Consider the following 22,596-nt stretch of genomic DNA (forward strand, 5'->3'; position numbering starts at 1 on the left):
AGTATACCATAGGTTCGGCTGAGGAGGTGTAGCGGGATTAGGCTGATTTGATAATTTTATCGGCAATAACCAGAGGATGAATACGATCATTGAGTACTTTGATTGCTTGAAACTGTTCAAGTGTTAAATGGTCATCAAGCTTAAAACTGTCAGTTAAATTAATGCAGAGTGACGACTCTGCACAATATTCAACAATAAAAAAATCACCGACTTGATTTTTTGAATGCAAACTAATGATGGCTTCTGTACAAGGCTCACCACCTACATATGTTTGAAAGAACCAACTTTTAGCCTGTACTGGTAATAAATAAAATTTTGCAGCGGTTGCATTCAGTGCAATTTGGCAACATTGCGCTTCACTCCACACAGCAAATTTGCATAGGTAGGCAAACACGTTTTGGTAATAGCCAGCTTCATTTAGGCTAAAGTTTGGGCTGTGAGTAATATCTTGAGTTAGCTGACGCTGTCTGAATGGGGTGCATAAACTAAGATCTTCACCTAGGTCTACGAGCAAGCGATTTCGTTGGCTACATAACTGCCATTGCCATTCTTTAGATGCCTGCACAATACTACTCCCATCAACTATTTATAATTATTTAATAGTAGATGGGAGTATAACTAAAAAACCTAAACTGTGAAATTTTTTATAATAACAATTTGTTTAGGATCATTTTGTTATATAACGGATCCTTATAACCCGTCAACGATCCTTTTTACCAGCCCTGGGCCTTCGTATATAAAGCCCGTATATACTTGAACCAAGTCTGCACCAGCAGAAAGTTTCTCTTTTGCAGATTCTGCTGAATCAATGCCACCAACGCCAATTATTGGTAATTTACCATCAGTAATACGTCTCAACTCATCAACAACAAACGTCGACTTTTCTCGAACTGGACGACCTGATAACCCACCTGCTTCTTCAGCATACTGCATACCTTGAACAGCAGTGCGCTCCAGTGTCGTATTGGTCGCAATCACGCCATCGATGCGATTTTTTGTAAGTGATTCAGCGATTTGAGCAACTTGGACCGCGTCAATATCAGGCGCTATTTTAACAAGCATAGGCACTGATTTATTATGCTTTGCAATAAGATCCATTTGCTCGCATTTTAAACTTTCTAACAAATCATCCAAAGCATCACCATACTGAAGATCACGTAACCCAGGTGTATTCGGTGAAGAAATATTCACTGTAATATAAGACGCATATTCAAACACCTTACGCATACAATTAATATAATCGTCTTTGCCTTGTTCATTCGGGGTATCTTTATTTTTACCAATATTGATCCCCAAGATCCCAGAATAACGAGATGCTTTAACATTACTTACTAAGTTATCTACACCTTTGTTGTTGAACCCCATACGGTTGATAACCGCATGTGCATCAGGAAGGCGAAAAATACGTGGTTTGTCATTTCCTGCTTGCGGTCTAGGTGTCACAGTACCGACTTCAATAAAACCAAAACCCATTTGTGAAAATGCATCTATACATTCCGCATTTTTGTCTAATCCTGCTGCAAGTCCAACAGGGTTTTTAAAATCAAGTCCTAAGAAGTTCACAGGCTTGTCTGCCACTGTTTGAGACCACGCTGCACTCAGTGGTGTATTTGCAAAACGACGTAAATTATTTAATGCAAAGTCGTGGGCCCATTCTGCATCGCGGCTAAACATATAACGTCGTGCAATATCGTAAAACATGAAAACTCCTAAAAGATCCTAAGTAACACACATCTACTGAATAAACAGCAGATAAAAAAATACCCCAGCAAGGCCGGGGTATTTTAACGAATTATAATTTATTTGGAAGTATCACAGTTATGACTTAATAACATCAATTCTCGTAATGCAACCGAGAACTTCGCAAAATCATGACTTTGCGAAGTCTTAAACTCTAACAACATCTGTTGCCAGCGGTGTAACAACGATGATTGACTATCCATCCACTGCTCCACTAAAGCATTTACATCATGATCATCACCTTCGAAGCTATTTAATACAACTTCTGATAACGAACGCTGCTGCCAATCGAGTTCTTCACGATACGAAGCACGAGCAAGTGCTTGCCAATGGTTCGCAACTGGCTGAGCCGTAATTTGGTCTAAGAACCAATGAAGACCCATGCTTGAACCAAGCTTGAAGTAGGTATTTGATACCACCTCAATCTTACGTTTAGAGTTATCCGCTACTTCAGCTAAATCCATAACCGAGAATAGACTGGACAATGACACAATACGTAATGCAATATCTGCCGGCACGCCTTGCGCTTCGAGCTCAGCAGCCTTAGCTGAAATAGTCTCTTTCTCTTCTTCAATCATGTAGCTGTTTAAGTTGACACTCACATCTTTAAACGTCGGAGTGAAGAACTCTATTGTTTGCTCAATGGTCATTGCTTTATTGCGATGACGTAAGAACCAACGTGTTGCTCTGCGAACCGTTCTACGTAATTGATACAGCATCTCAGTTTGAACCGCAGCTGGGATCTTATTATCCAGCGCCGCAATTGACGACCAAGTTGTACTCATTTCAAAGATAGCACTAGCAATTGAGTAACATAACGCGATTTCGCTATCTGTTGCGCCAGTTTCTTCATTCATACGTACCATAAAGTTCAGGCCCATATCATTGACGATATTATTGGCCAACTTTGTTGCAATAATTTCTTTGCGTAGTGGATGGTTATCCATTGCAGCATTAAATTTATCACGAAGTGGTACCGGGAACGAAGTTACTAGTAACTGACGGTAATATGGATTTTCCGATACTTCATCAACGACTAATGACTCTTTAAGTACCATTTTAGAATAAGAAACCAACACAGATAGTTCTGGACGCGTCAGGTCTTTACCAGCAGCTGCACGCTCTGCTAACTCTTCATCCGTCGGTAAGAATTCAATGTTACGGTCAAGCTTACCATCTTTTTCTAACGCATGAATAAAGCGTATTTTTTCTTTTAGCGTTGCAGGGCCTTTAGACTTAGTAATAGACAACGTATGAGTTTGGCGATAGCAATCTGCAAGTACCAACTCAGACACTTCATCGGTCATTGAATAAAGTAATTCATCACGTTGTTTCTGGGTTAAATCACCTTCAGCAACCAAGCCATTCAGTAAAATCTTAATGTTTACTTCGTTATCTGAACACGCAACACCACCTACGTTATCAATAAAGTCCGTATTAATACGACCGCCTTTCGCTGCAAACTCAATACGCCCAAGTTGCGTCGCACCTAAGTTACCACCCTCACCAAATACTTTAGTACCAAGTTCAGAGCCATTAATGCGAAGTGCGTCATTGGCACGATCACCTACGTCAGCACTTGTTTCGCTGGTGTGCTTAATGTAAGTACCAATACCACCATTCCAAAGTAGATCTGATGGCATCATTAGCAATGCTTTGATCAGTTCATTTGGCGTCATACTGGCTTTCTTCGTGCCCACCATTTTCTTCATTTCTGGTGTTAGCGTAATTGACTTTGCGGCACGAGAGAAAATACCACCACCAGCAGAAATTAACGATTTATCATAATCTTCCCAAGAAGATCGTGGTAGTGCAAACAATCGCTCACGTTCTATATATGAAGATGCGGCATCCGGTGTTGGGTCAATAAAGATATGCATATGGTTAAATGCTGCTTGTAAACGAATGTGCTTTGAAGCGAGCATACCATTACCGAATACATCACCCGCCATATCACCAATTGCTACCGCTGTGAAATCGGTTGTTTGACAATCTATCCCCATTTCACGGAAGTGGCGTTTTACTGACTCCCATGCACCTTTGGCTGTGATCCCCATTTTCTTATGGTCATAACCAATTGATCCACCAGAGGCAAATGCATCCCCCAGCCAGAAGTTATAATCATCAGCAATACCATTAGCAATGTCAGAGAATGTCGCTGTGCCTTTATCAGCTGCAACCACCAAATATGGGTCATCTTCATCATGACGTACAACATCAGCCGGTGGCACAATATCACCATGAATAATGTTATCGGTAATATCTAATAAGCCACGGATAAAGATTTTGTAACAAGCTTGCCCTTCTTTGAAGAATGCTTCACGTTCACTTGGTAGTTGCTTACAAACAAAACCACCTTTCGAACCAACTGGAACAATCACTGTATTTTTAACTTGTTGCGCTTTTACCAAACCAAGTACTTCGGTACGGAAGTCTTCACGGCGGTCAGACCAACGTAAGCCACCACGAGCAACTTTTCCGCCGCGTAAGTGAACACCTTCAATACGTGGTGAGTATACAAAAATCTCAAACGCAGGAAGTGGCAAAGGCATATCAGGAATACCACTTGACTTGATCTTGAATGATACATACGACTTATTTACACCATCCGCTTCTTTTTGGAAGAAGTTAGTACGTAACGTGGCATTGATCATGTCGACGTACAAACGAATGATTCTGTCATCATCTAAGTTAGCAACGTTTTCCAGTTCTTCATAAATACCCGCAATCAGTTTATCGAGGGTTTTTTCTGCTGCTGGTTTTACAGGTGTGAACTTTTTAGTAAAGAGTTCTACAATTTTTGCCGCAATATTTGGGTAATTATCAAATGTGCTTTCAATATATGTTTGTGAGAATGTAACACCAATCTGACGCATATACTTTGCGTAGGCTCTTAAAATTGACGCTTCACGACCTGTTAAACCACCTAATAAAACTAAACGGTTAAAGCCATCATTTTCAAGGGTATTGTTCCACACATTTGTAAGCGCAGCTCTAAAGCGCGCTGATACTTTATCAAACTCAGCAATACCTTTGCTGTCTAACAACATTGAAAAATCCATGATCCAATTGACGCGACCATCGTTCGTCTTCACTGCATATGGTGTTTCACCAATAACACGTAAGCCAAAGTTTTCCAACATTGGCATTACATCAGAAAGATGAATAGGCTCGTCTTTATGGAACAAACTTAAACGGACTATTTGTGAGTTAGCTTCTTCTTGCGGACGATAGAACAGCATTTCTAGCTTATGTTCTTCGTCTAACTGCTCTAGTTTTTCGATATCTACAACAGCTGCACTTGGTAAAACCTGATCTTTATAGGCATGTGGAAAAGCACTTGCATATTTACGATTCAGTTCATTACCCCGAGACTCACCGGTACTTTCTAATAGTGCACCTTGTAGTTTGTCTTCCCAGGTACGAGCGGCTTCAACTAAGTTATTTTCGATGTCTTTCACGTTATATTCAATGTTGTTGTCAGCTACGCGCACGGTGTAATGCGTTCGTGCAAGCGTAGATTCGGAGAAATAAGTTGTGAACTCAACTTTTTCAGAAGACTGAAACGCATTTGCTAACAATTGCTGAGTTTCACGACGAAGCGCAGTGTTATACCGCTCACGAGGAACGTATACCATGCAAGACAAGAAGCGACCGTAAATGTCCTTACGAACAAACAAACGACACATGTCACGCTCTTGAATTTGTAACACACCCATCGCGACTTCTAGCAATTCTGCTTCGCGAGCCTGCACAAGCTCATCACGAGGGTACGTTTCCAAAATATTTAAAACTGCTTTATACGCATGCGTGCCTTGGGCAAAGTCACACATTTGCATAATGCGATTTATCTTAGATTTTAAAACAGGAACATCTGCGGCACTATTATTATAGAAACTTGACGAAAACAAGCCAATGAAACGATCTTCACCAACTACATTGCCTTTGTCGTCAAATCGCTTGATGCCGACATAATCAACATAGGCTGGGCGGTGAACACGTGATAATGAATTCGTTTTTGTTAGAATCAATAAATTTTTACTACGCGCTTCTTTACGCGCAACTTCTGGCAATTCAGATAGAAGACGACTGCCTTCTGAAGAAGAGTTCTTCATCAATCCCAGACTTGTTCCTGCAACTGGTTTTAATTCATGGTCCCCTTGCACTGGGCATAAATCATATTGGCGATAACCCATAAAAGTAAAATTATCACTAACTAACCAATCTAGAAACTCAACCGTTTCATTAATTTCAGCCTTGCTGCAATCAGAATCTCGAGTTGGCAGCTCTTTGCTAACTGAAACTAATCTATCTCTAATTGCCAACCAATCTGCAACGGCAACAGATACATCTTTCAATACAGATTCTAACTCTGTCTTAAAAGATTCAATAATTTCTTCATCAGTTTGATGATCTATTTCTATAAAGAAAACGGTTTTAGTTGACGTAAGTTCTTGTTCTGTTTTTAAATTCGTAAGGTCGCTGATTTGACCATTTTCACTGCGTTTAATTTTTAATGGGCAATGCAGTAAAAGGTGAGATGCAATGTTTTCGCGACTCAATGCCATTCGCACTGAGTCAACTAAAAATGGCATATCTTTGGCGATGATCTCGACTATCGTGTGAGACGACTGCCATCCATCTTTTGCGACTTCTGGATTAAAAACACGAATGACAGCATCATCCGAAGTATTTTGTTCTAGAGAGTTCCAAAGACTAAGCGCCGCACCGTATAGGTCACTGTCGTTACGATTGGCCAAATCCTCTTTAGACATATTGCTGTACAAGGCTTTGGCGAATGTTTCAACGAGTGACACGTTTTCGGCATGAACTTTCTTATGAATCAACTTGCAGACGTTATCGAGAATAACTGATGCTGAACCTTCATTTTGTGTCATTATGTGTTCCTTAATCTATACCACCTTTGAACGGTAGATTATTTGTACAGCCATTTATTAGCGTGGAGTCAAATGAATTTTAACCTTTCTGGCGCTAATAAACAGCTTTTTCGATGAAAACATTTTAAGCTTTTCAGCTATTTGCTCATCTATTCACAAAATATAGATATAAATGGCCAATCATGGCCATTCCAAAGCACATTTATTCACAGTTTTTTTTCTGGTCGGTCCAGAGTAGCGTGCCTATAGCAGGTAACAACAGTACTGCACCCAGCATATTCACTAAAAACATAAACGTTAAGAGTATGCCCATATCAACTTGAAACTTCAGCGCAGAGAATATCCAGGTACTTACACCAATTGCCAAGGTTATTCCGGTAAACAGTACAGCACTTCCGCGCTCTGCTAATGCATTACGATACGCCGCCGATAAAGGGATTCCTTGCTTCAGTTGCCCCATCATCGAAGACAAAATATAAATGCCGTAATCCACACCAATACCGACACCTAACGCAATAACGGGTAATGTGGAAACGGTTAATCCAATCTCCAATTTCACCATTAATGCTTGAGCTAATGTCGACACAATATACAGAGGTAATACAACTGCAATCGTTGCTTTAACACTTCTGAAGCTGATTAAGCACAAGATAATTACCGCACCATAAACGTAAATCATCATTGGTAATTGTGCTGACGATACCGATTCATTGGTCGCTGCCATAACGCCAATTGGCCCTGATGCCAATTTAAATGCAACTTTATCTGTACCCTCATCATCTGCAAATTGTTTTATATTTGAAATGACATGATCTATTGTTTCTGCTTTATGATCCTTCATAAATATAATGACAGGCATAACAGAGCAATCACCATTGAGTAAGCCTGTACTGGTTTCAACTCGTGATGTGGCTTGTACCAAAGATGCACTATTTCTTGGTAGTGTTTGCCATTTTAAATTGCCTTCGTTATAGCCAGCATTAACTGCTTGGGCAACCGACGATAGCGACACCACCGACTGTACACCTGTTAAATTTTCTACTCGCCATTGAAAACGACTGATCCGCTCCATTGTATCGTGTTCTGTACATGCAGCTGGGTATGCTTCAACGATTACCTTCAAAATATCAGATGAAATCGCATAACGATCTGAAATCAAGAATGTATCTAGGTTATACCTTGCATCTTGGTGTAACGCTGGTGCGCCAGCATGCAAGTCGCCTATCCGCATACTTTGTGATTGCCAATAACCAAACGCAAATAAAATAGCGGACACCAACAATATAATCCGTGCCCACTTCTTATCTGTTGCTTTTACCAACCCTTCTCTGACTTTTGTGAATACTGTATTTGAGGAACTATTTCCATCATCTAAGCGTCTAATTTTACTTGAGCTAAAATACGATGCCAAAATAGGTAACAAGACCAAGTTCGTAAATATAATAACGGCAACACCTAAACTGGCCGTAATTGCTAGTTCACGAATAATACCGATATCGATCGCCAATAATGTCAGAAAACCTACGGTATCAGATAACAATGCAATACCACCAGGGATTAATAGCGCTTTAAAACTGGCTTGAGCCGCGACTTTACTTGAGACTCCCTCAGCGACTTTCTTCCCAATCGCATTGATCATTTGCACCCCATGGCTTACACCAATCGCAAAAACCAAAAACGGTACCAAAATTGACATCGGATCGAGACCAAAACCCAAGCTTGATAGTAGTCCTAGTTGCCATACAACAGCAATAAAAGAACAAGCTATCGGTAATAGTGTCAACTTAAAGCTTTTGCAAAATAGCCAAACCATGATGAAAGTAAATCCGATTGCCAATGCAAAAAAGAACACCACGCCTTTTGCACCATCAGCGATATCACCAGCCATCTTTGCAAAACCAATAATATGGATAGTAACAGTATCGGTACTTAATGGTGTTCTGATTTCTTTCTCTAATTTTTCTGCAAAAGCAAGCGTATCTAACTTTTCTTGGGTTTGCGGATCTATTTCCATTAACTGTGCAGAGACCATTGCACAACTATAATCACTGGCGATCATACGCCCCACAACATTCGCTTTTTCTATGTTCTGTTTGACAGTAGCCAAACCTTGCGTTGTTGGCGCAAAATTGGCGGGAATAATTGGTCCGCCAGCAAATCCATCTTCAACAACTTCAACAAATCGTGCACTTGGAGAAAAAATTGAATTCACTAACGGCCGATTCACACCAGGAATAAAGTAAAGCTGATCATGCACCGCTTTTAATTGAGCAAAAAAGTCAGCGTTAAAAATATCACCTCCTTCATCACAGACTGATAGTAGTATGCTATTTGCTCCTCCAAATTGCTTTTCATGCTTTAAATACAGTTGCATGTACTCATGTTGCAGAGGAATATTCTTATTAAAAGAGGCATCTAACTGTATCTGTGTTGCTTTATAACCAAGTGCAACCGTCAATAGGCTAAATAGTACAACGACCATCATCCTATGACGAAATACCATATATTCAAGTTTACTCAATATAGCTTGCATTACTTATTAACCTCCCAAGCTATCAAACCTTTCTCTGTCGCCATAATCAACTTACCCTTAAATGAAACGGCCGCTAATACCGAATATCCAGTCTCAAGTTGTGATTGCGTCAATGTATTATTATATTTAAAAATGAAACCACTATTAGCCAACATATATGCTTGCTCTTGATGGGTTACAATCGAGTTAATTGTTGCTGTCGTTGAGATATTTAACCTTCTAAACTTCAGTTGGTTCATGTCTGCTATAAATGCGTTACCTCTCAGCCCTGCTACAATTAGCTGATCAGAGCCATACGCCGCCACAGTAAAAAACGATCCGGGGTAAAATTCATCAAGTCTCGTCCATGACTCCCCCGAATTTTCGCTTAACGCAACAAGCCCCATTTCTCCAACTAAAATATGTCTGTTTCCTTTTATCAACAGTCGATTAAAATGTGGGAGAATGAATTGAGTTTCCTCTTCATAGGCGACAATGTCTTCTTCTTTTAATTCAGCCAAATATGCTTTGTCGTCTGGGTGCACAAAATCGTCGATAAATTTATTCTGCCAAGTTTTTCCACCATCAACTGTTACGTAGTACATACCATATGCGCCAATTGCATATCCATGTTCGGTATCAGTAAATTCAATGTCTAAACAAGGCTTTCCTACTTCAGGCAAATACTGCTGTAACTGCCAGTTTTGACCATCATCTTTACTAAACAGAATAGTACCGTCATGGCCACATGCCCATGAAGCACTTGGGCTCAAAGAAGTAATAGCCGTCAATAGTACCTGTGCCGGAACTTGTGCTTGTGACCAAGTAACACCATCCGTACTGGTTACAATCGTGCCGTGTTTCCCCACCGCGATTAAAGAGCTGCCATTATATGTAATGTCTGTGAACAGTGTTCTTTCTGGTGTTGCCACTTGTAATGCAGCGTTTGGCATCGCGAAACTATTTGCAGAAATTACAAACAGCATAAATATACTAGCAATGGTTTTTTTAATCATGCTGACTACTCAAAATGCTATATGATTGGCGAGAGTTCGCCTAGATATGAATTGCCAATAGCCCGATGGCTATTGGCAAATGGGATAAGCGTAATATTAACGCTTGCCTTCTCGACGCAATGCGCTTTGTGTAAACTCATTATCTTGGAAAGATTTACTAAAGTCGTACATGCTTTCTTCATTATCTAACCCGATAGCAAGATAACGACGTGAGTTCAAATCATGGTAAACATCAAGTGTACTCCAATGGGTGGGTACGTCGTAATAATTTAAACCATGCGCCATTGCTACCCTGTACATTTGGTCTCTATTGTCATACAGGTCAGCGATATGAATTTGCCAACTATCTTCATCAATATAGAAAACACGCTTTTTATAAATATGGCGAGTACCTTCTTTTAAATTAGCTTCTACAACCCATACACGGTGTTTTTCATATCTAACATGCTCAGGGTTAACATGCCCGGCCATCAAAATATCATCATACTTAAGTTTATCGCTATGCAATTTGTAACTATTGTATGGGATATATAACTCTTGCTTACCTTTGAGCGTCCAATTGTAACGATTTGGTGAACCATTGAACATATCAAAGTCATCCGTCGTTCTTAAACTATCAGATGCTGTACCTGGTGCATCATAAGCCACATTTGGTGCTCTACGAACGCGTCGCTGGCCAGTATTATATGTCCATGCTTGGCGTGGCGTTAAAATCTGATCCATGGTTTCATGTACCAGTAGAGCTGTACCTGCTAAACGTGCAGGTTCTGTGACTTTTTGCTTAAACTTAAACAACACATTTGACTCTTTAAGCTCTTCTGGTGTCACATCTGGATCTGAATACTTCACCAATAGCTTTTCATCAAAACCAATTATATTGTAAGACCCTGACTCAGTTGGCATCGCCTGACCACCAAAACGCGCTATCGACAGCCCTCGATAACGAAGTAAATGGTTCCAAATTGCTTCTAAACCATCTTTTGGCACTGGGAAAGGAATACCAATTGCTGTATTTTTAATACCATTCCCACCTTCAATCAGCTCCGCTGTAGATGCATATTTTTTTGTCGCGTCATAAACAAACTGAGGGTATGCCGCCGTCCGGCGTGTCTGATAGATATTCATCTTAAACGTTTCTGGATACGTTTCAAACAATGAGATTTGGCCTGGGCTTAATAACGATTTGTACTTATCAAGATTACCTTTATCTATTGTTAAAATGATTTTATCATCAGCAAATGGGTCTGGGTGATGCATTCCCGATTTAAAACTCGCTGGTGGTTTAGTTATTCCACCAGTCCACGCAGGAATAGAGCCATCTGCATTACCCGCAGTCTCTGCGCCAATTGGTGTCAAATCTGCACCTAAACGTGCAACATCTTCTGCCGACATTTTTGCTATTGCACTCGGTGCTGATAGCATCGCTATTATTGTCGCGGCAACAAATGTAGGTTTTCTAAACATACTGAAAGCCCTTAAATTGAATACTTAATATTAAAAGATACAAAATCACGGTCTGCAAATGTATTGGTAGCACCGCCACCCCAGAACGTGTTGTAACCAAAATCAAATGACCAAGCATTTTGATAGCTAAAGTTCATAGTTACACCCAATGACTTACGATCTTCCACAAACAAAAACATTGGATCAGGAGTGATACCATTCACATCATGAGAAAAAACAAATCGTGGCGAGAAATTAACACCGGCGAATAAATTGTTATATTCACCTTTCGCAATAAGTCGATAACCCCATGCAGATGCTGTTGGAAATGGGTTAACCTCAGGACCGTTAGACACTGCTTGGTGTATTAAATCATAACTGCGACCCGATAAACCTTCCACAGTACCGCTTCGGCCTGTACCTGCAACGTTAAGTCGCAGCTCATCATAGCTAGGCATGTCTTTAATTGTAACCCCACCGACTTCGCCCACAACCGCCCAACTATCAGCTCCTAAGCTCGGACCGAATAAATGTGTCGCAGTAAACTGCAATTGCATCGTGTCTTTTAATACAAAGCCTTGAGCAATTTCACCTGGGTTCACATAGCTAACAGCATCACCTTGACTCAATTGAGAAAAACCAGCGAAATCATCTCGTCGACCCGCGTAAGCAAGCTGCTCGACCATGCCTGCGTATAACAATTCAACATCATCTATTTGCAGCGGTTCATCTTGACGATAGGTAAACTCACCTGCAAACGCTGTTTCACCTATGGCGGTATTAAAACTTAACCCATATAGTTTAATATCTTCTGGGTACGCTATTTGCCCCTGAGTAAATGCATTCAAGTTAGTAATATTATCTTCAGTGATTGTATTTTGCGAAATATACTGAAGATCAGCACCAACCGCAGCATTGGTAAAGTTCGAAGCTTTACCTGATATCAATGGACGCCGGCTATGATAATTGATGTAGTAAAGCGCAAATTCAGTGTCATTCAGCTCAGGTGAATAAATACCTAAACGCAAACCGAATTGACCGGAGTCTTTAGGTTCTACTTTGCCAGCATCCCCTTTTCCTTTTAAAGCAACCTTTGTCGGGTATTGCAAATACATACTCGCCAGTAAAGTTTGGGCTGAGGCACTAGTTAAAACACTCGTGTCAGTTGTATCTAAACCCTGAGCCGCTAATGCGCCAAGCCAGTTTGCTTGCAAGCCGTTAAGAGAATCGGTTAGATGCATTAAATCTATGTCAGGATTTGATGTGAAACCAAGCTGGACATTTTGACTATAACCATTCTCAGAAGCAAAATCATTGGTTGAAAAATAGCTACCCGAGGCCGGTAAGCGCGTTTCATGCCATTGATACTGATAAAAACCTTCTAAAGTGATATTTTCAGTGATCCCTAATGATGCCCAAAGCATGCCAACAGGAATGAATGCTTCTTTAAGCTCCGAACCTGGTGCTTTCAGCCGATCAATATCAACCGGGTTAACATTTATTCCGTGAGAAATAAGAGTACTTTCCCCCCAGTTCACAACTTGCTGGCCCAGACGAACAGACAATGGGTTATTGCCACCATTTAAGTCAAAGTCAGCCCACACAAATGCATCAAGAAGGCGTACATCAGAACAAACTTGCTTTTTAGTCTCATCATCAGCACACGGATCGACTTTATTACCTGACACCGGATTTCGATAAGCAAAGTCGCCATCTTCCATCGCAAAATCATAAAAATACATAAAGCGAGAAAAGAAACCAAAGTTATCTTTACTTATGCCAAAGTCATGGGTCCCTTTCACCAACTGAGAAAATGTGTCTCCAGAATCAAAGTTTAAATTCCCAGCATCGCCATTATTTGAGTACGCACCAGCATTCGCCCATACATCTGCAGACGTGTAAACCGTATTACCAGTCAATGCATTGTAGCCATCCCAATTAAAACGAGGGTGGTTACTTTTACCTATGTACTGAAAATCACGATCTTCTACTCGTATACTTTGACCATAGGAAAATGTTGAGTCGAATGTGATTTCAAAATCACCAACTTGGAAGTTTGCAGCAAGTAAAGGTGCACTACTTAGCGTTAACGCCGCAGCACTAAGACCGAGCATTATTTTGTTTTTAACAAAGAGCGATCTTTTTATCATTATTTCTCCCCCTTAAAGCGGGTTTTTATAATCGAGTTATTGTTTTTTGTTGTCGTAACGATAGAAGCGATCAATTCAAATTACAAATAGAACGCGTCCAATCGGTGCTTTTTTAACGTTTTAGGCTCTATATTACTCATGGTAAGACGTCCTACCAGATAATATATAACACGTAATTTAAGTTTATAACAAACTCATTTAACAAAAATACAATAATAGTTATAAGAAAAAGTCTCATTAAGCGATTTTCTCGAGTGAAATAAACGCACTCTGTGCATCTAAACATAACCGAAAACGGCCCCTAATCCCTATCGATGAGACAAACTTTCTTACATGAATGGCAGGAAAGCGGATCCGCTTTCCTTGGTCTTCTACGACTTGAACAAACTTTATACTTCCATCATAAAAGTCTAAACATTGCTCATAGTCCAAATACATCGTGAAAAAGTATTCTTGCATACAAATTAGCTCAGCGCTTTTTCGACTTTTTCATATAAATCATCACTTAAATTCGTTAAGTCAGCTAATCTTTGTAATTGTGCTTTCATCAGTTCTTGGCGTGTTTTATCAAACTTTTTCCATGACATAAACGGAGTCACCATCCTAGATGCATTTTGCGGGTTGAGGCCATTAAGCTCAACCAACAGATCACCTAGCAGCTTATAACCTGCTCCATCCTCTCGATGGAACTGAGCTGGATTACTTCTAGCAAAGCTCCCTACTAATGCCCTCACCCTATTTGGATTTGATTTATCGAAGCACGGATGGTTATAAAGTCCATAAAGATTATCAATCGTAGAATTTGAATCAATTGTTGCCTGTAAAGAAAACCACTTATCCATGACGAGTAAGTCATGGCGCCAAGCTGCATCAAAATTTTCCATCAACGCACCCGTGCAGGAAAGATCTGCAGCAGTAGCTGCTTTCAGCGCCCCTAACTTTAAAGTCATATTTTCGCTCAGGCTTTGAGTTTCCACCCAACCTTCAATATCCTCATCAGCCACATACGCTAAATAATATAAACAGGTATTTTTCAGTGCCCGAGCAGATACACCATCATGAGATAATTCTCCCTGCTCTTTAGCGCTTACATAAGCTGTCTTGAGCGCGTCAGTAAGACTAACAGCAATATCATGCTTAAAGTCCTTAATCACTTTTACAAGCGCATTGACAGGCACTTGCGTAAATCCTGCTGATAATGCATCAAAGTTAGGTAATGACATCAGTTCCGCAATAAGCGCAATATCACCATTACGTTCTGTCAATAATTGCTTCAACACAGCCATTAGCTTAGGATTTAATGTATGTGTGATATGTCCATCAAACTTGTTTACTTCTGCAAAGACTTCTTGTGAAAAGGCCTGCTGCATCGCCTCCCAACGCGCATAATCACTACTGGCATACTGAATAATATGGATCAACTGCTCCAACTTATAATTGTATTGGATAATACATGGGGCTGAAAAGTCTTCAAGTAATACCGGTACAGGCTCCTGCTCAAAACCTTCAAAAACAAATTGGTGGTGTTCATTCGTGACATTTAATATTTTCGAAACTTCCCGGGAGTTGCATATTAATGGGAGTATTTCTCCATCAGGTCCTAACAGCTCAAGTGCAAACGGGATATGTAACGGCTCGACCACTGGGTCATTGGTTGCTCTATGTTGAGTCAATTCAATTATGAAAGTTTGCTTTGTCGGATCAAAGGATGTGACCACCTCAATTGTTGGTGTGCCAACTTGCTCATACCATCTTTTAAATTGAGTTAACTCAACACCACTGGCATCTTGCATCGCATTCACAAAGTCATCACATGTCACAGCTTGACCATCATGCCGGTCAACATATAATTTCATGCCTTTTTGGAACCCCTGCTCTCCAAGCAAGCTATGCATCATCCTAATGACTTCTGCACCTTTATTATAAACGGTAACAGTATAAAAATTATTTATCTCGATAACTTTTTGAGGTCGAATTGAATGTGCCATTGGCCCTGCATCTTCGGTAAACTGGTGCGCCCTCATCGCCATCACGGCATCTATTCTATTAAGCCCCCTAGAACCGAGATCACTACTAAATTCCTGATCTCTAAATACAGTCAAACCTTCTTTTAATGACAACTGAAACCAGTCTCTACAGGTCACTCTATTGCCAGTCCAGTTATGGAAATACTCATGACCAACTATCGACTCAATCGTGTGATAGTCCCTATCGGTTGCCGTTTGTTGATTCGCTAATACACATGCACTATTAAAAACATTGAGGCCTTTATTTTCCATGGCGCCCATATTGAAAAAATCAACCGCAACAATCATGTATATATCTAAGTCGTACTCTAGATTAAAACGACTTTCATCCCATGCCATTGCCCGTTTTAACGACTCCACCGCATGTGGAGCTTTGTCGAAGTTACCCTTGTCAACAAATAGGGCTAGCTCAACCGCCCGGCCAGACTGAGTGATGAATTCATCCTTTAAAACATCAAAGTCACCAGCGACTAATGCGAATAAGTAACTCGGTTTTTTAAATGGATCTTGCCACTTTGCATAATGGCGCCCGTCTTCGGTTACCCCGTCTTCAATTTTATTTCCATTTGATAGCAAGTATGGGATAGACTTGTCAGCGACAATCTTCACATCGTACGTAGTCAAGACATCTGGTCTATCCAGGAAATATGTGATTTTACGAAAGCCTTCAGCTTCACACTGAGTACAATAAGCACCAGCTGACTGATACAAACCTTCCAAAGAAGTATTGGTACTTGGAGATATCTCTGTGCTTATCTCCAAATCAAAAGAGTTTGGCAACTCTGTCAATAATAAATGGCTTTGTGACTGTTCATACTGCGTATGTGCTTTACCATTTACCTTTAAAGTTAACAATTTTAAATCAATACCATCCAGTCGTAAATCGGTAGTGTCGCTTATCGCATTATAGTGCGCGATAGAAATTACTTTGGTTTTGGTTGGTTGTAAATCAAACGATAAATCCAAGTGCGAGACGGTGTGTGAGGGAGGTTGATAATCTTTTAGGTACTTTGCTTGAGGTTTTTCTTGCATATTTATATCCTTGCATAAGTGCCCGAATTGAGTTCGGACACTTAGTCTACGTTTATTCTGAACTTTGTGGTTTAATTCTAAGTATTTTCACACCTAAGTAAGCATAAACCACAGCCAATAATGGATTTATTAAATTAAAGAACGCATATATAGCATAGTCAAATGGGTTAATAAGTAATACGCTTTGCATGTAAGCACCACATGTATTCCACGGAATCAATGGACTCGTTATCGTACCACCATCTTCTAGCGTTCGAGATAAATTAACACTACGCAAACCTCGTTTTTTATATTCATCTTTGAACATTCTGCCAGGCACAACGATTGCGATATATTGATCGGCTGCAACAATATTTGTCCCTACGCAGGTCGCAATAGTCGACGCGATCAACGAGCCAGTACTTTTAGCGATTTTTAAAATACTGCGAACAAATATTTCAAGTAGCCCTGTTTTTTCCATAATCGCACCAAACATCAATGCAGTCATGATAAGCCAAGTTGTTGTCAGCATACTCGCCATGCCTCCGCCACTTAACAAATCATCCATTTTAGTGTCACCAGTCGTAATACTAAAACCTTGATAGAAAGTTGCCCAAACTAATTTAATATAGCCAACTAATTCACCTTGTGAACCATCTAGCTGGCTTTGAATTAGATCCCCTTGGAACAAAATGGCCCAAACAGCCCCCACGACTGCACCAATAGAAATAGCGGGAAATGCTGGCATCTTTTTAAACGCCAAGACCAATAATACTAGTAACGGTACAAGCATCATCAAATTAATATTAAAATTGCCTTTTAAAATACCAACAATTTCATCGATTCGACCAACGTCACTACTAGCATCGGCATTAAAGCCCATAAAAATAAATATAATTAGCGCTATGACAAAGCTCGGTACTGTTGTCCAAAGCATATGATGAATATGTTCAAATAGATCGGCTCCAGCCACGGCAGGTGCTAAGTTTGTTGTTTCTGATAATGGACTCAGTTTGTCACCAAAGTAAGCACCTGAGATAACGGCTCCGGCTGTAACAACTTGATCTAACCCAAGGCCTGTCGCCACTCCTAACAAAGCCACACCGATTGTTGCCGCTGTGGTCCAAGAGCTTCCAATACTCATCGCAACTATGCCGCAAATTAAGCAGCTTGCTGCATAAAACCAACTTGGATTAATAACCTGTAAACCATAATAAATTAAAGTTGGTACGGTACCTGACAATAACCAAGTGCCGATCAAAGCACCAACCATCAGTAAAATTAGGATCGCCCCAAGAGAAATGGTGATCCCTTTTATCATTGCTTCTTCTAAGGTTTTCCATGTATACCCGTTTTTCAATCCCACCAGAGCTGCCGTAAAAGTAGCAAAAAGCAATGCAATTTGATTCGGGCCAGAAGACGAGTTATCACCGTATAAATAAACCGCGCCACCTAAAAGACTGACAAGGATAACTATTGGGATCAACGCATCCAATAGTGAGGGTAGTTTTTGTTGTTTCAAATTGAGTACTCCTCTGCATAACAACGCTATGCTTATTCTTATTTTTACTAAGGCCTATTTCAGGCTTATTATTACTGTGTGAATCCACAGCCTATTAATTGCAGGTATAGTAGCAAATTCATAGATAAAATCGTAACAAAAAAGGCGCCTAAGCGCCTTTGTATCTATATAGGGTTCATTTATAGGTCATTTTTTGCCAACCGACCAAATGAAATTAAATCTTGTGTAATTAACGCAGCCTCTTCTAAATACGGGTCGAGCTCGCCAATCACATCTGGCACATCATCTAAGTCTGTAACTGCTGCTAAACCTAAGCGCTTTAAACGAGTATTAGTACGGGCAAGCGCGCGCTGTTCCGAATCATCACGCTCCTTTAATCGCTCAGACTCCACCAGTGATATTTTCTTGTCATCTTTTTGCGCTTTGTATCGTGCAATATCATCAAATACATAGTTAAATTCAGGCTCTCCTTGGATACGAGAATTATGTTTTGCATCAATATACTTAATGACCGGCGTTAAGTTATCTAAACTACTATAAGTTGCACGCTTAATACTGTCCCATGGTAACGCGTTGTCTTCTTGGCTCTCTCCCCACTCTTGTGGCTCTATAGCTGAAGGCAACATAATATCTGGTACGACCCCTTTATGTTGCGTACTGCCCCCATTTATGCGATAGAACTTAGCAATGGTATATGTAATACTACCAAGTGGATTGCTGAATAAATCGTAATTTTTTCCAAGCCCACGATGCTGCTGTACAGTACCTTTACCGAAAGTCTGCTCGCCAATAACAACACCACGACCATAATCTTGTATTGCGGCTGCAAATATTTCAGAAGCCGAAGCACTATACCTATCAACAAGTACCGTCATAGGGCCATCATAAAATGTAATGCCATCACGATCTTTTTGCGCTTCAACACGATTATAAAGTGTATGGATTTGCACCACTGGACCTTTATCAATAAATAGTCCCGTTAATTGAGTCGCTTCATATAAAGAACCTCCGCCATTTTGACGTAGGTCAATTACAATCCCATCGACCTTCTGTTCCTTTAATTTCGCAAGCTCGACCTTAACATCTTTTGATAAGTTATTGTAAAAGCTTGGTATTTCAATAACACCTATTTTGCTAGAGAGTTCAGAGTATTTCGCCTCAAACACTTCTGACTTAACAGCTCTATCTTCTAGCCGAATTTTATCGCGCGTTATCTCAACAACTTTAGGAGTACCGTGTGCATCAGACCCTTTTAAGTATTGAAGTCTTACTTTGGTTCCTTTCGGACCTTTTATGAGATCAACAACGTCATCAAGGCGCCAGCCAATCACATCAACAAATTCTTTGCCATCTTGCGCTACACCAACAATTTTATCATCTGCTTTAATACGTTCTGATTTGTCAGCCGGACCTCCGGGCACTAATGAACGTATGACAGTGTAATCTTCGTCATACCCTAAAACAGCCCCGATGCCTTCGAGCTCAAGCTCCATATCCATTTTAAATTGTTCAGCACGTCTCGGAGACAAATATGATGTATGCGCTTCAACGCTTCTGGCGAATGCGTTCATCATTACTTGAAAAGCATCTTCACTATTAGTTTGGACTAACCGCTTTAACGTGTTCTTATATCTTTTAGTGAGAACTTCTTGAATTCCATCCCAATCTTTACCTGTGAGCTTTAAGCGCAACGCATCCGATTTGACTCTTTGACGCCAATATTCATTTAGCTCTTGTTCTGTTTTTGCAAAAGGTAAGTCTTCACGGTCATAATGAAAAGCGTCAGGTTTATCAAACTTAATTTCAGTTTCTAACAAGCTAATAGCATATTGAAAACGCTCAAACCGACGTTTCATACTCATATTAAACATGTCAAAAGCAAACTCAAGCTTACCCGCTTTCAACGCATCATCAAATTGTAAACGGTGTTTTTCATAAGCATCAATGTCGCTTTGCAAAAATACCGACTTAGTAAAATCTAATGATTCTACATAACGATCAAATATTTCTTGTGACAAAGCGTCATCGAGCTTAAAACGTTTATAGTGCTGGCGAGTAAATAAGTTGGTCACCCGTTTGCTTGCCGTTGTATGTTGGATTTCCGGTTTTAACTTCGGGATGTCTTTTTCTGTCACCGAATCCGGTGATGCAATCGAAACGCTTGATAACAGCGCTGCTACAACGGGAATGAGTGTCAACTTTTTACTCATACACAACTCCTTAAACTATGTACAGACTATCTACTTTGGTTTTAACTTGCATACCAGTCACTAATTCTACGTGAACGTCATCTTTGTTCACTTCAGTAATTGTAGCATTAACCAAAGCTTGTCCTAATTTAACTTTAACTTTGTTATTAACCTTGACCTCATTAGCTGGTAATGGTTCAACTTTACCTGGGTTTCTTTTAGCTTGCTGAGGAGCTGGCTTTTTGTTAACCCGAGTATTTTTGTCTCCATTACGTGCATGAGCAGGACCTTTTTTCTTGTAAGGCTTCGCATCACCGTCCTGACGTGGACGCTGCGTTTTCTTACGTTTAGCCATTTTCGCGCGACTCTCTTCAAGGGCTTTTTGCGCGTGCTCAATATGCTCTTGTTCAACTTTTTCAGCATCGTTGCCATCAAGATCAATACGGAATTCGTTTTTAGTAACCGCTTCTAAATAGCGCCAGTTTGACGTGTATTTACGTAACGCTTGACGTACCTGCGTCTTACTTACTTTCTCTGAGCCTTCAATTCGCTCGGCGATATCTTTAAAGATACCGACTTTAAGCGGCTTGATGCCATCTTTTTGTTTAAAACACTGAGGAAACTCTGTATATAGAAAATCCAGTACCTCATTAATATCTTTTAGCTTGTTTGTGGCTTCCATTTTTGAACCTATTTGTTATACCTTTTCATCTAACGATGAATGGATATAGTGTATTACCCAGTCAGTTAACTCTTCAAACTCAACTTCAATCAAAGCTAAGTCTCCACGAAGATGTTCCCAAATACCGTTGATTATATTATCGATGGTCTCACAGTCGAGATCATCTGGTAAAAGTTGCCAAGCAAAATGAATTAACTCATTTAAAGTCTCGGTAACTTGCTCTTCTTCCCCTTCCCAATCGCCAACATCAGCAATTGCAAAAAGGTAATCTTGTACATTGACTAAATCTTTCATTATAACGTTGCCTCAAAACAACGTACGAGCGCTTCAAGGCCGGCCTTATCTAATTCGTCAAACCTTGCCAAGCTCGGGCTGTCTATATCTAACACAGCGAACAGCGCACCATCTTTCATTATTGGAATAACAATTTCAGAATTAGATGCAGCATCACATGCTATATGTCCAGCAAATGCATGAACATCATCTACCAATTGAGTTGAGTTCGTTTGTGCTGCTGTACCACACACGCCTTTGCCAAGCGGAATACGAATACAGGCAGGGTTACCTTGAAAAGGTCCAAGCACCAACTCTTGAGGTGTGTCGATAAGATAAAATCCAGCCCAATTTATGTCTTCCAAAGAAGTAAATAAAAGGGCACTGATATTCGCCATATTTGCAATAATATTTTGTTCATCGCAAATTAAAGAATTAGCTTGGTTTACAAGTGTCTGATAAAAATCTTGCTTGTGCATCTACTCAATATCACAGTTACGTCATACAAAAGCTTAAGGTACTCTTTCGAGCTATTAAATGAAACCTTTTCTGACGAAAAAGTATTAAATATCTGTAAATATTAACTTACTTGATTAATTTACAAGCAGGGATTTACGCAAAGCGTCTTAAGCCATAAAGAAACAACCCTGAAGCTAGGGCTGCCATGCACGTATTAACAATAAATCCCATTCCAGATGTAGCCGCAAGAACATAACTAAAAAATGCACCGCCTATCATACCCAAGGCTAGCACTGCTGAATATTGCACTTTACTATACTTATGCATAAGCAAATATCCAGGCACAACAAACACGGCCATGGCTAAGCCAGCGATATGCGCGTTAGAAAATGCACTTATCAATATACTAAAAAATATCTGGATACCTGGCTGGCTAAGCGTAAAGGTATAATAGCTCCCTAGCAAAACTCCGATTAACAATGGTGACAAAAGAGACATAGCAATACTTTTAGCTAGCAGCTGCTTCATAATAAATACTCTGATTTTTAAACAATCATCATTAAAGTATTCGCTGTAAAACACCAGTCAACTTTAGTCGCATTTACTTGCCGTAATAAATTTTTGGCAAAAAAAAAGCCGCTTTATAAGCGGCTTTTACATTCATTTAAGAATAA

15 protein-coding genes are annotated in these 22,596 nt (G+C 40.0%); all 15 read right to left on the bottom strand.

The genetic code is table 11. From position 1 onward, the window contains the following. Positions 1 to 37: 37 nt before the first annotated feature. Complete coding sequence (locus tag J8L97_RS02095; protein ID WP_211047702.1) at positions 38 to 568, bottom strand: cell division protein ZapC domain-containing protein; 531 nt, start codon at positions 566 to 568, stop codon at positions 38 to 40. A 122-nt stretch (positions 569 to 690) separates the two neighbouring features. Further along, positions 691 to 1,701, bottom strand: a complete 1,011-nt coding sequence (pyrD, locus tag J8L97_RS02100) for a quinone-dependent dihydroorotate dehydrogenase (protein ID WP_211047691.1) — start codon at positions 1,699 to 1,701, stop codon at positions 691 to 693. Between the two features lie 98 nt (positions 1,702 to 1,799). Next, the gene (locus J8L97_RS02105; protein ID WP_211047692.1) at positions 1,800 to 6,638 is read right to left on the bottom strand and encodes an NAD-glutamate dehydrogenase; all 4,839 of its coding nucleotides are present in this window, start codon (positions 6,636 to 6,638) and stop codon (positions 1,800 to 1,802) included. A gap of 202 nt (positions 6,639 to 6,840) precedes the next feature. After that, positions 6,841 to 9,171 carry an RND family transporter gene (locus tag J8L97_RS02110; RefSeq protein WP_211047693.1) on the bottom strand — a complete coding sequence of 777 codons (2,331 nt, stop codon included), beginning with the start codon at positions 9,169 to 9,171 and terminating at the stop codon, positions 6,841 to 6,843. Further along, positions 9,171 to 10,166, bottom strand: a complete 996-nt coding sequence (locus J8L97_RS02115) for a YCF48-related protein (RefSeq protein WP_211047694.1) — start codon at positions 10,164 to 10,166, stop codon at positions 9,171 to 9,173. The genes J8L97_RS02110 and J8L97_RS02115 overlap by 1 nt, the downstream gene beginning before the upstream one ends. 96 nt (positions 10,167 to 10,262) lie before the next feature. Beyond that, positions 10,263 to 11,630, bottom strand: coding sequence for a DUF1329 domain-containing protein (locus J8L97_RS02120; protein WP_210997421.1), 1,368 nt, complete (start codon positions 11,628 to 11,630; stop codon positions 10,263 to 10,265). Positions 11,631 to 11,641: 11 nt separating this feature from the next. Beyond that, positions 11,642 to 13,759 carry a DUF1302 domain-containing protein gene (locus J8L97_RS02125; RefSeq protein WP_192507225.1) on the bottom strand — a complete coding sequence of 706 codons (2,118 nt, stop codon included), beginning with the start codon at positions 13,757 to 13,759 and terminating at the stop codon, positions 11,642 to 11,644. A gap of 237 nt (positions 13,760 to 13,996) precedes the next feature. Then, complete coding sequence (locus J8L97_RS02130) at positions 13,997 to 14,218, bottom strand: DUF2835 family protein (protein WP_192507224.1); 222 nt, start codon at positions 14,216 to 14,218, stop codon at positions 13,997 to 13,999. 5 nt (positions 14,219 to 14,223) lie between these two features. Beyond that, positions 14,224 to 16,818 (bottom strand): aminopeptidase N, encoded by a 2,595-nt coding sequence (pepN, locus tag J8L97_RS02135; RefSeq protein WP_211047695.1) that lies wholly within the window; start codon positions 16,816 to 16,818, stop codon positions 14,224 to 14,226. Between the two features lie 52 nt (positions 16,819 to 16,870). Then, on the bottom strand, positions 16,871 to 18,319 hold the full coding sequence (gene nhaC, locus J8L97_RS02140) for a Na+/H+ antiporter NhaC (protein ID WP_211047696.1): 1,449 nt from the start codon (positions 18,317 to 18,319) through the stop codon (positions 16,871 to 16,873). A gap of 179 nt (positions 18,320 to 18,498) precedes the next feature. Beyond that, the gene (prc, locus tag J8L97_RS02145) at positions 18,499 to 20,529 is read right to left on the bottom strand and encodes a carboxy terminal-processing peptidase (RefSeq protein ID WP_211047697.1); all 2,031 of its coding nucleotides are present in this window, start codon (positions 20,527 to 20,529) and stop codon (positions 18,499 to 18,501) included. A gap of 10 nt (positions 20,530 to 20,539) precedes the next feature. Beyond that, on the bottom strand, positions 20,540 to 21,190 hold the full coding sequence (gene proQ, locus J8L97_RS02150) for an RNA chaperone ProQ (RefSeq protein ID WP_211047698.1): 651 nt from the start codon (positions 21,188 to 21,190) through the stop codon (positions 20,540 to 20,542). 15 nt (positions 21,191 to 21,205) lie between these two features. Beyond that, positions 21,206 to 21,484 carry a hypothetical protein gene (locus J8L97_RS02155; RefSeq protein WP_010363951.1) on the bottom strand — a complete coding sequence of 93 codons (279 nt, stop codon included), beginning with the start codon at positions 21,482 to 21,484 and terminating at the stop codon, positions 21,206 to 21,208. After that, the gene (locus tag J8L97_RS02160; protein ID WP_210997415.1) at positions 21,484 to 21,942 is read right to left on the bottom strand and encodes a GAF domain-containing protein; all 459 of its coding nucleotides are present in this window, start codon (positions 21,940 to 21,942) and stop codon (positions 21,484 to 21,486) included. The genes J8L97_RS02155 and J8L97_RS02160 overlap by 1 nt, the downstream gene beginning before the upstream one ends. Before the next feature lie 133 nt (positions 21,943 to 22,075). Then, a complete protein-coding gene (locus tag J8L97_RS02165) occupies positions 22,076 to 22,450 on the bottom strand; it encodes a hypothetical protein (RefSeq protein WP_211047699.1) in 375 nt (124 codons plus the stop codon). Between the last annotated feature and the right edge of the window lie 146 nt (positions 22,451 to 22,596).

Source organism: Pseudoalteromonas sp. MMG012 (assembly GCF_018100875.1).
In the GTDB taxonomy this organism is placed as follows: Bacteria; Pseudomonadota; Gammaproteobacteria; order Enterobacterales; family Alteromonadaceae; genus Pseudoalteromonas; species Pseudoalteromonas aurantia.

Bases quoted from the DNA above. Each gene is read 5' to 3' on its own strand.
- J8L97_RS02155 (WP_010363951.1), bottom strand. From the start codon at position 21,484: ATGAAAGATTTAGTCAATGTACAAGATTACCTTTTTGCAATTGCTGAT.
- prc (WP_211047697.1), bottom strand. From the start codon at position 20,529: ATGAGTAAAAAGTTGACACTCATTCCCGTTGTAGCAGCGCTGTTATCA.
- J8L97_RS02165 (WP_211047699.1), bottom strand. From the start codon at position 22,450: ATGAAGCAGCTGCTAGCTAAAAGTATTGCTATGTCTCTTTTGTCACCA.
- J8L97_RS02110 (WP_211047693.1), bottom strand. From the start codon at position 9,171: ATGCAAGCTATATTGAGTAAACTTGAATATATGGTATTTCGTCATAGG.
- pepN (WP_211047695.1), bottom strand. From the start codon at position 16,818: ATGCAAGAAAAACCTCAAGCAAAGTACCTAAAAGATTATCAACCTCCC.
- proQ (WP_211047698.1), bottom strand. From the start codon at position 21,190: ATGGAAGCCACAAACAAGCTAAAAGATATTAATGAGGTACTGGATTTT.
- J8L97_RS02125 (WP_192507225.1), bottom strand. From the start codon at position 13,759: ATGATAAAAAGATCGCTCTTTGTTAAAAACAAAATAATGCTCGGTCTT.
- J8L97_RS02160 (WP_210997415.1), bottom strand. From the start codon at position 21,942: ATGCACAAGCAAGATTTTTATCAGACACTTGTAAACCAAGCTAATTCT.
- J8L97_RS02105 (WP_211047692.1), bottom strand. From the start codon at position 6,638: ATGACACAAAATGAAGGTTCAGCATCAGTTATTCTCGATAACGTCTGC.
- J8L97_RS02120 (WP_210997421.1), bottom strand. From the start codon at position 11,630: ATGTTTAGAAAACCTACATTTGTTGCCGCGACAATAATAGCGATGCTA.
- pyrD (WP_211047691.1), bottom strand. From the start codon at position 1,701: ATGTTTTACGATATTGCACGACGTTATATGTTTAGCCGCGATGCAGAA.
- J8L97_RS02115 (WP_211047694.1), bottom strand. From the start codon at position 10,166: ATGATTAAAAAAACCATTGCTAGTATATTTATGCTGTTTGTAATTTCT.
- J8L97_RS02130 (WP_192507224.1), bottom strand. From the start codon at position 14,218: ATGCAAGAATACTTTTTCACGATGTATTTGGACTATGAGCAATGTTTA.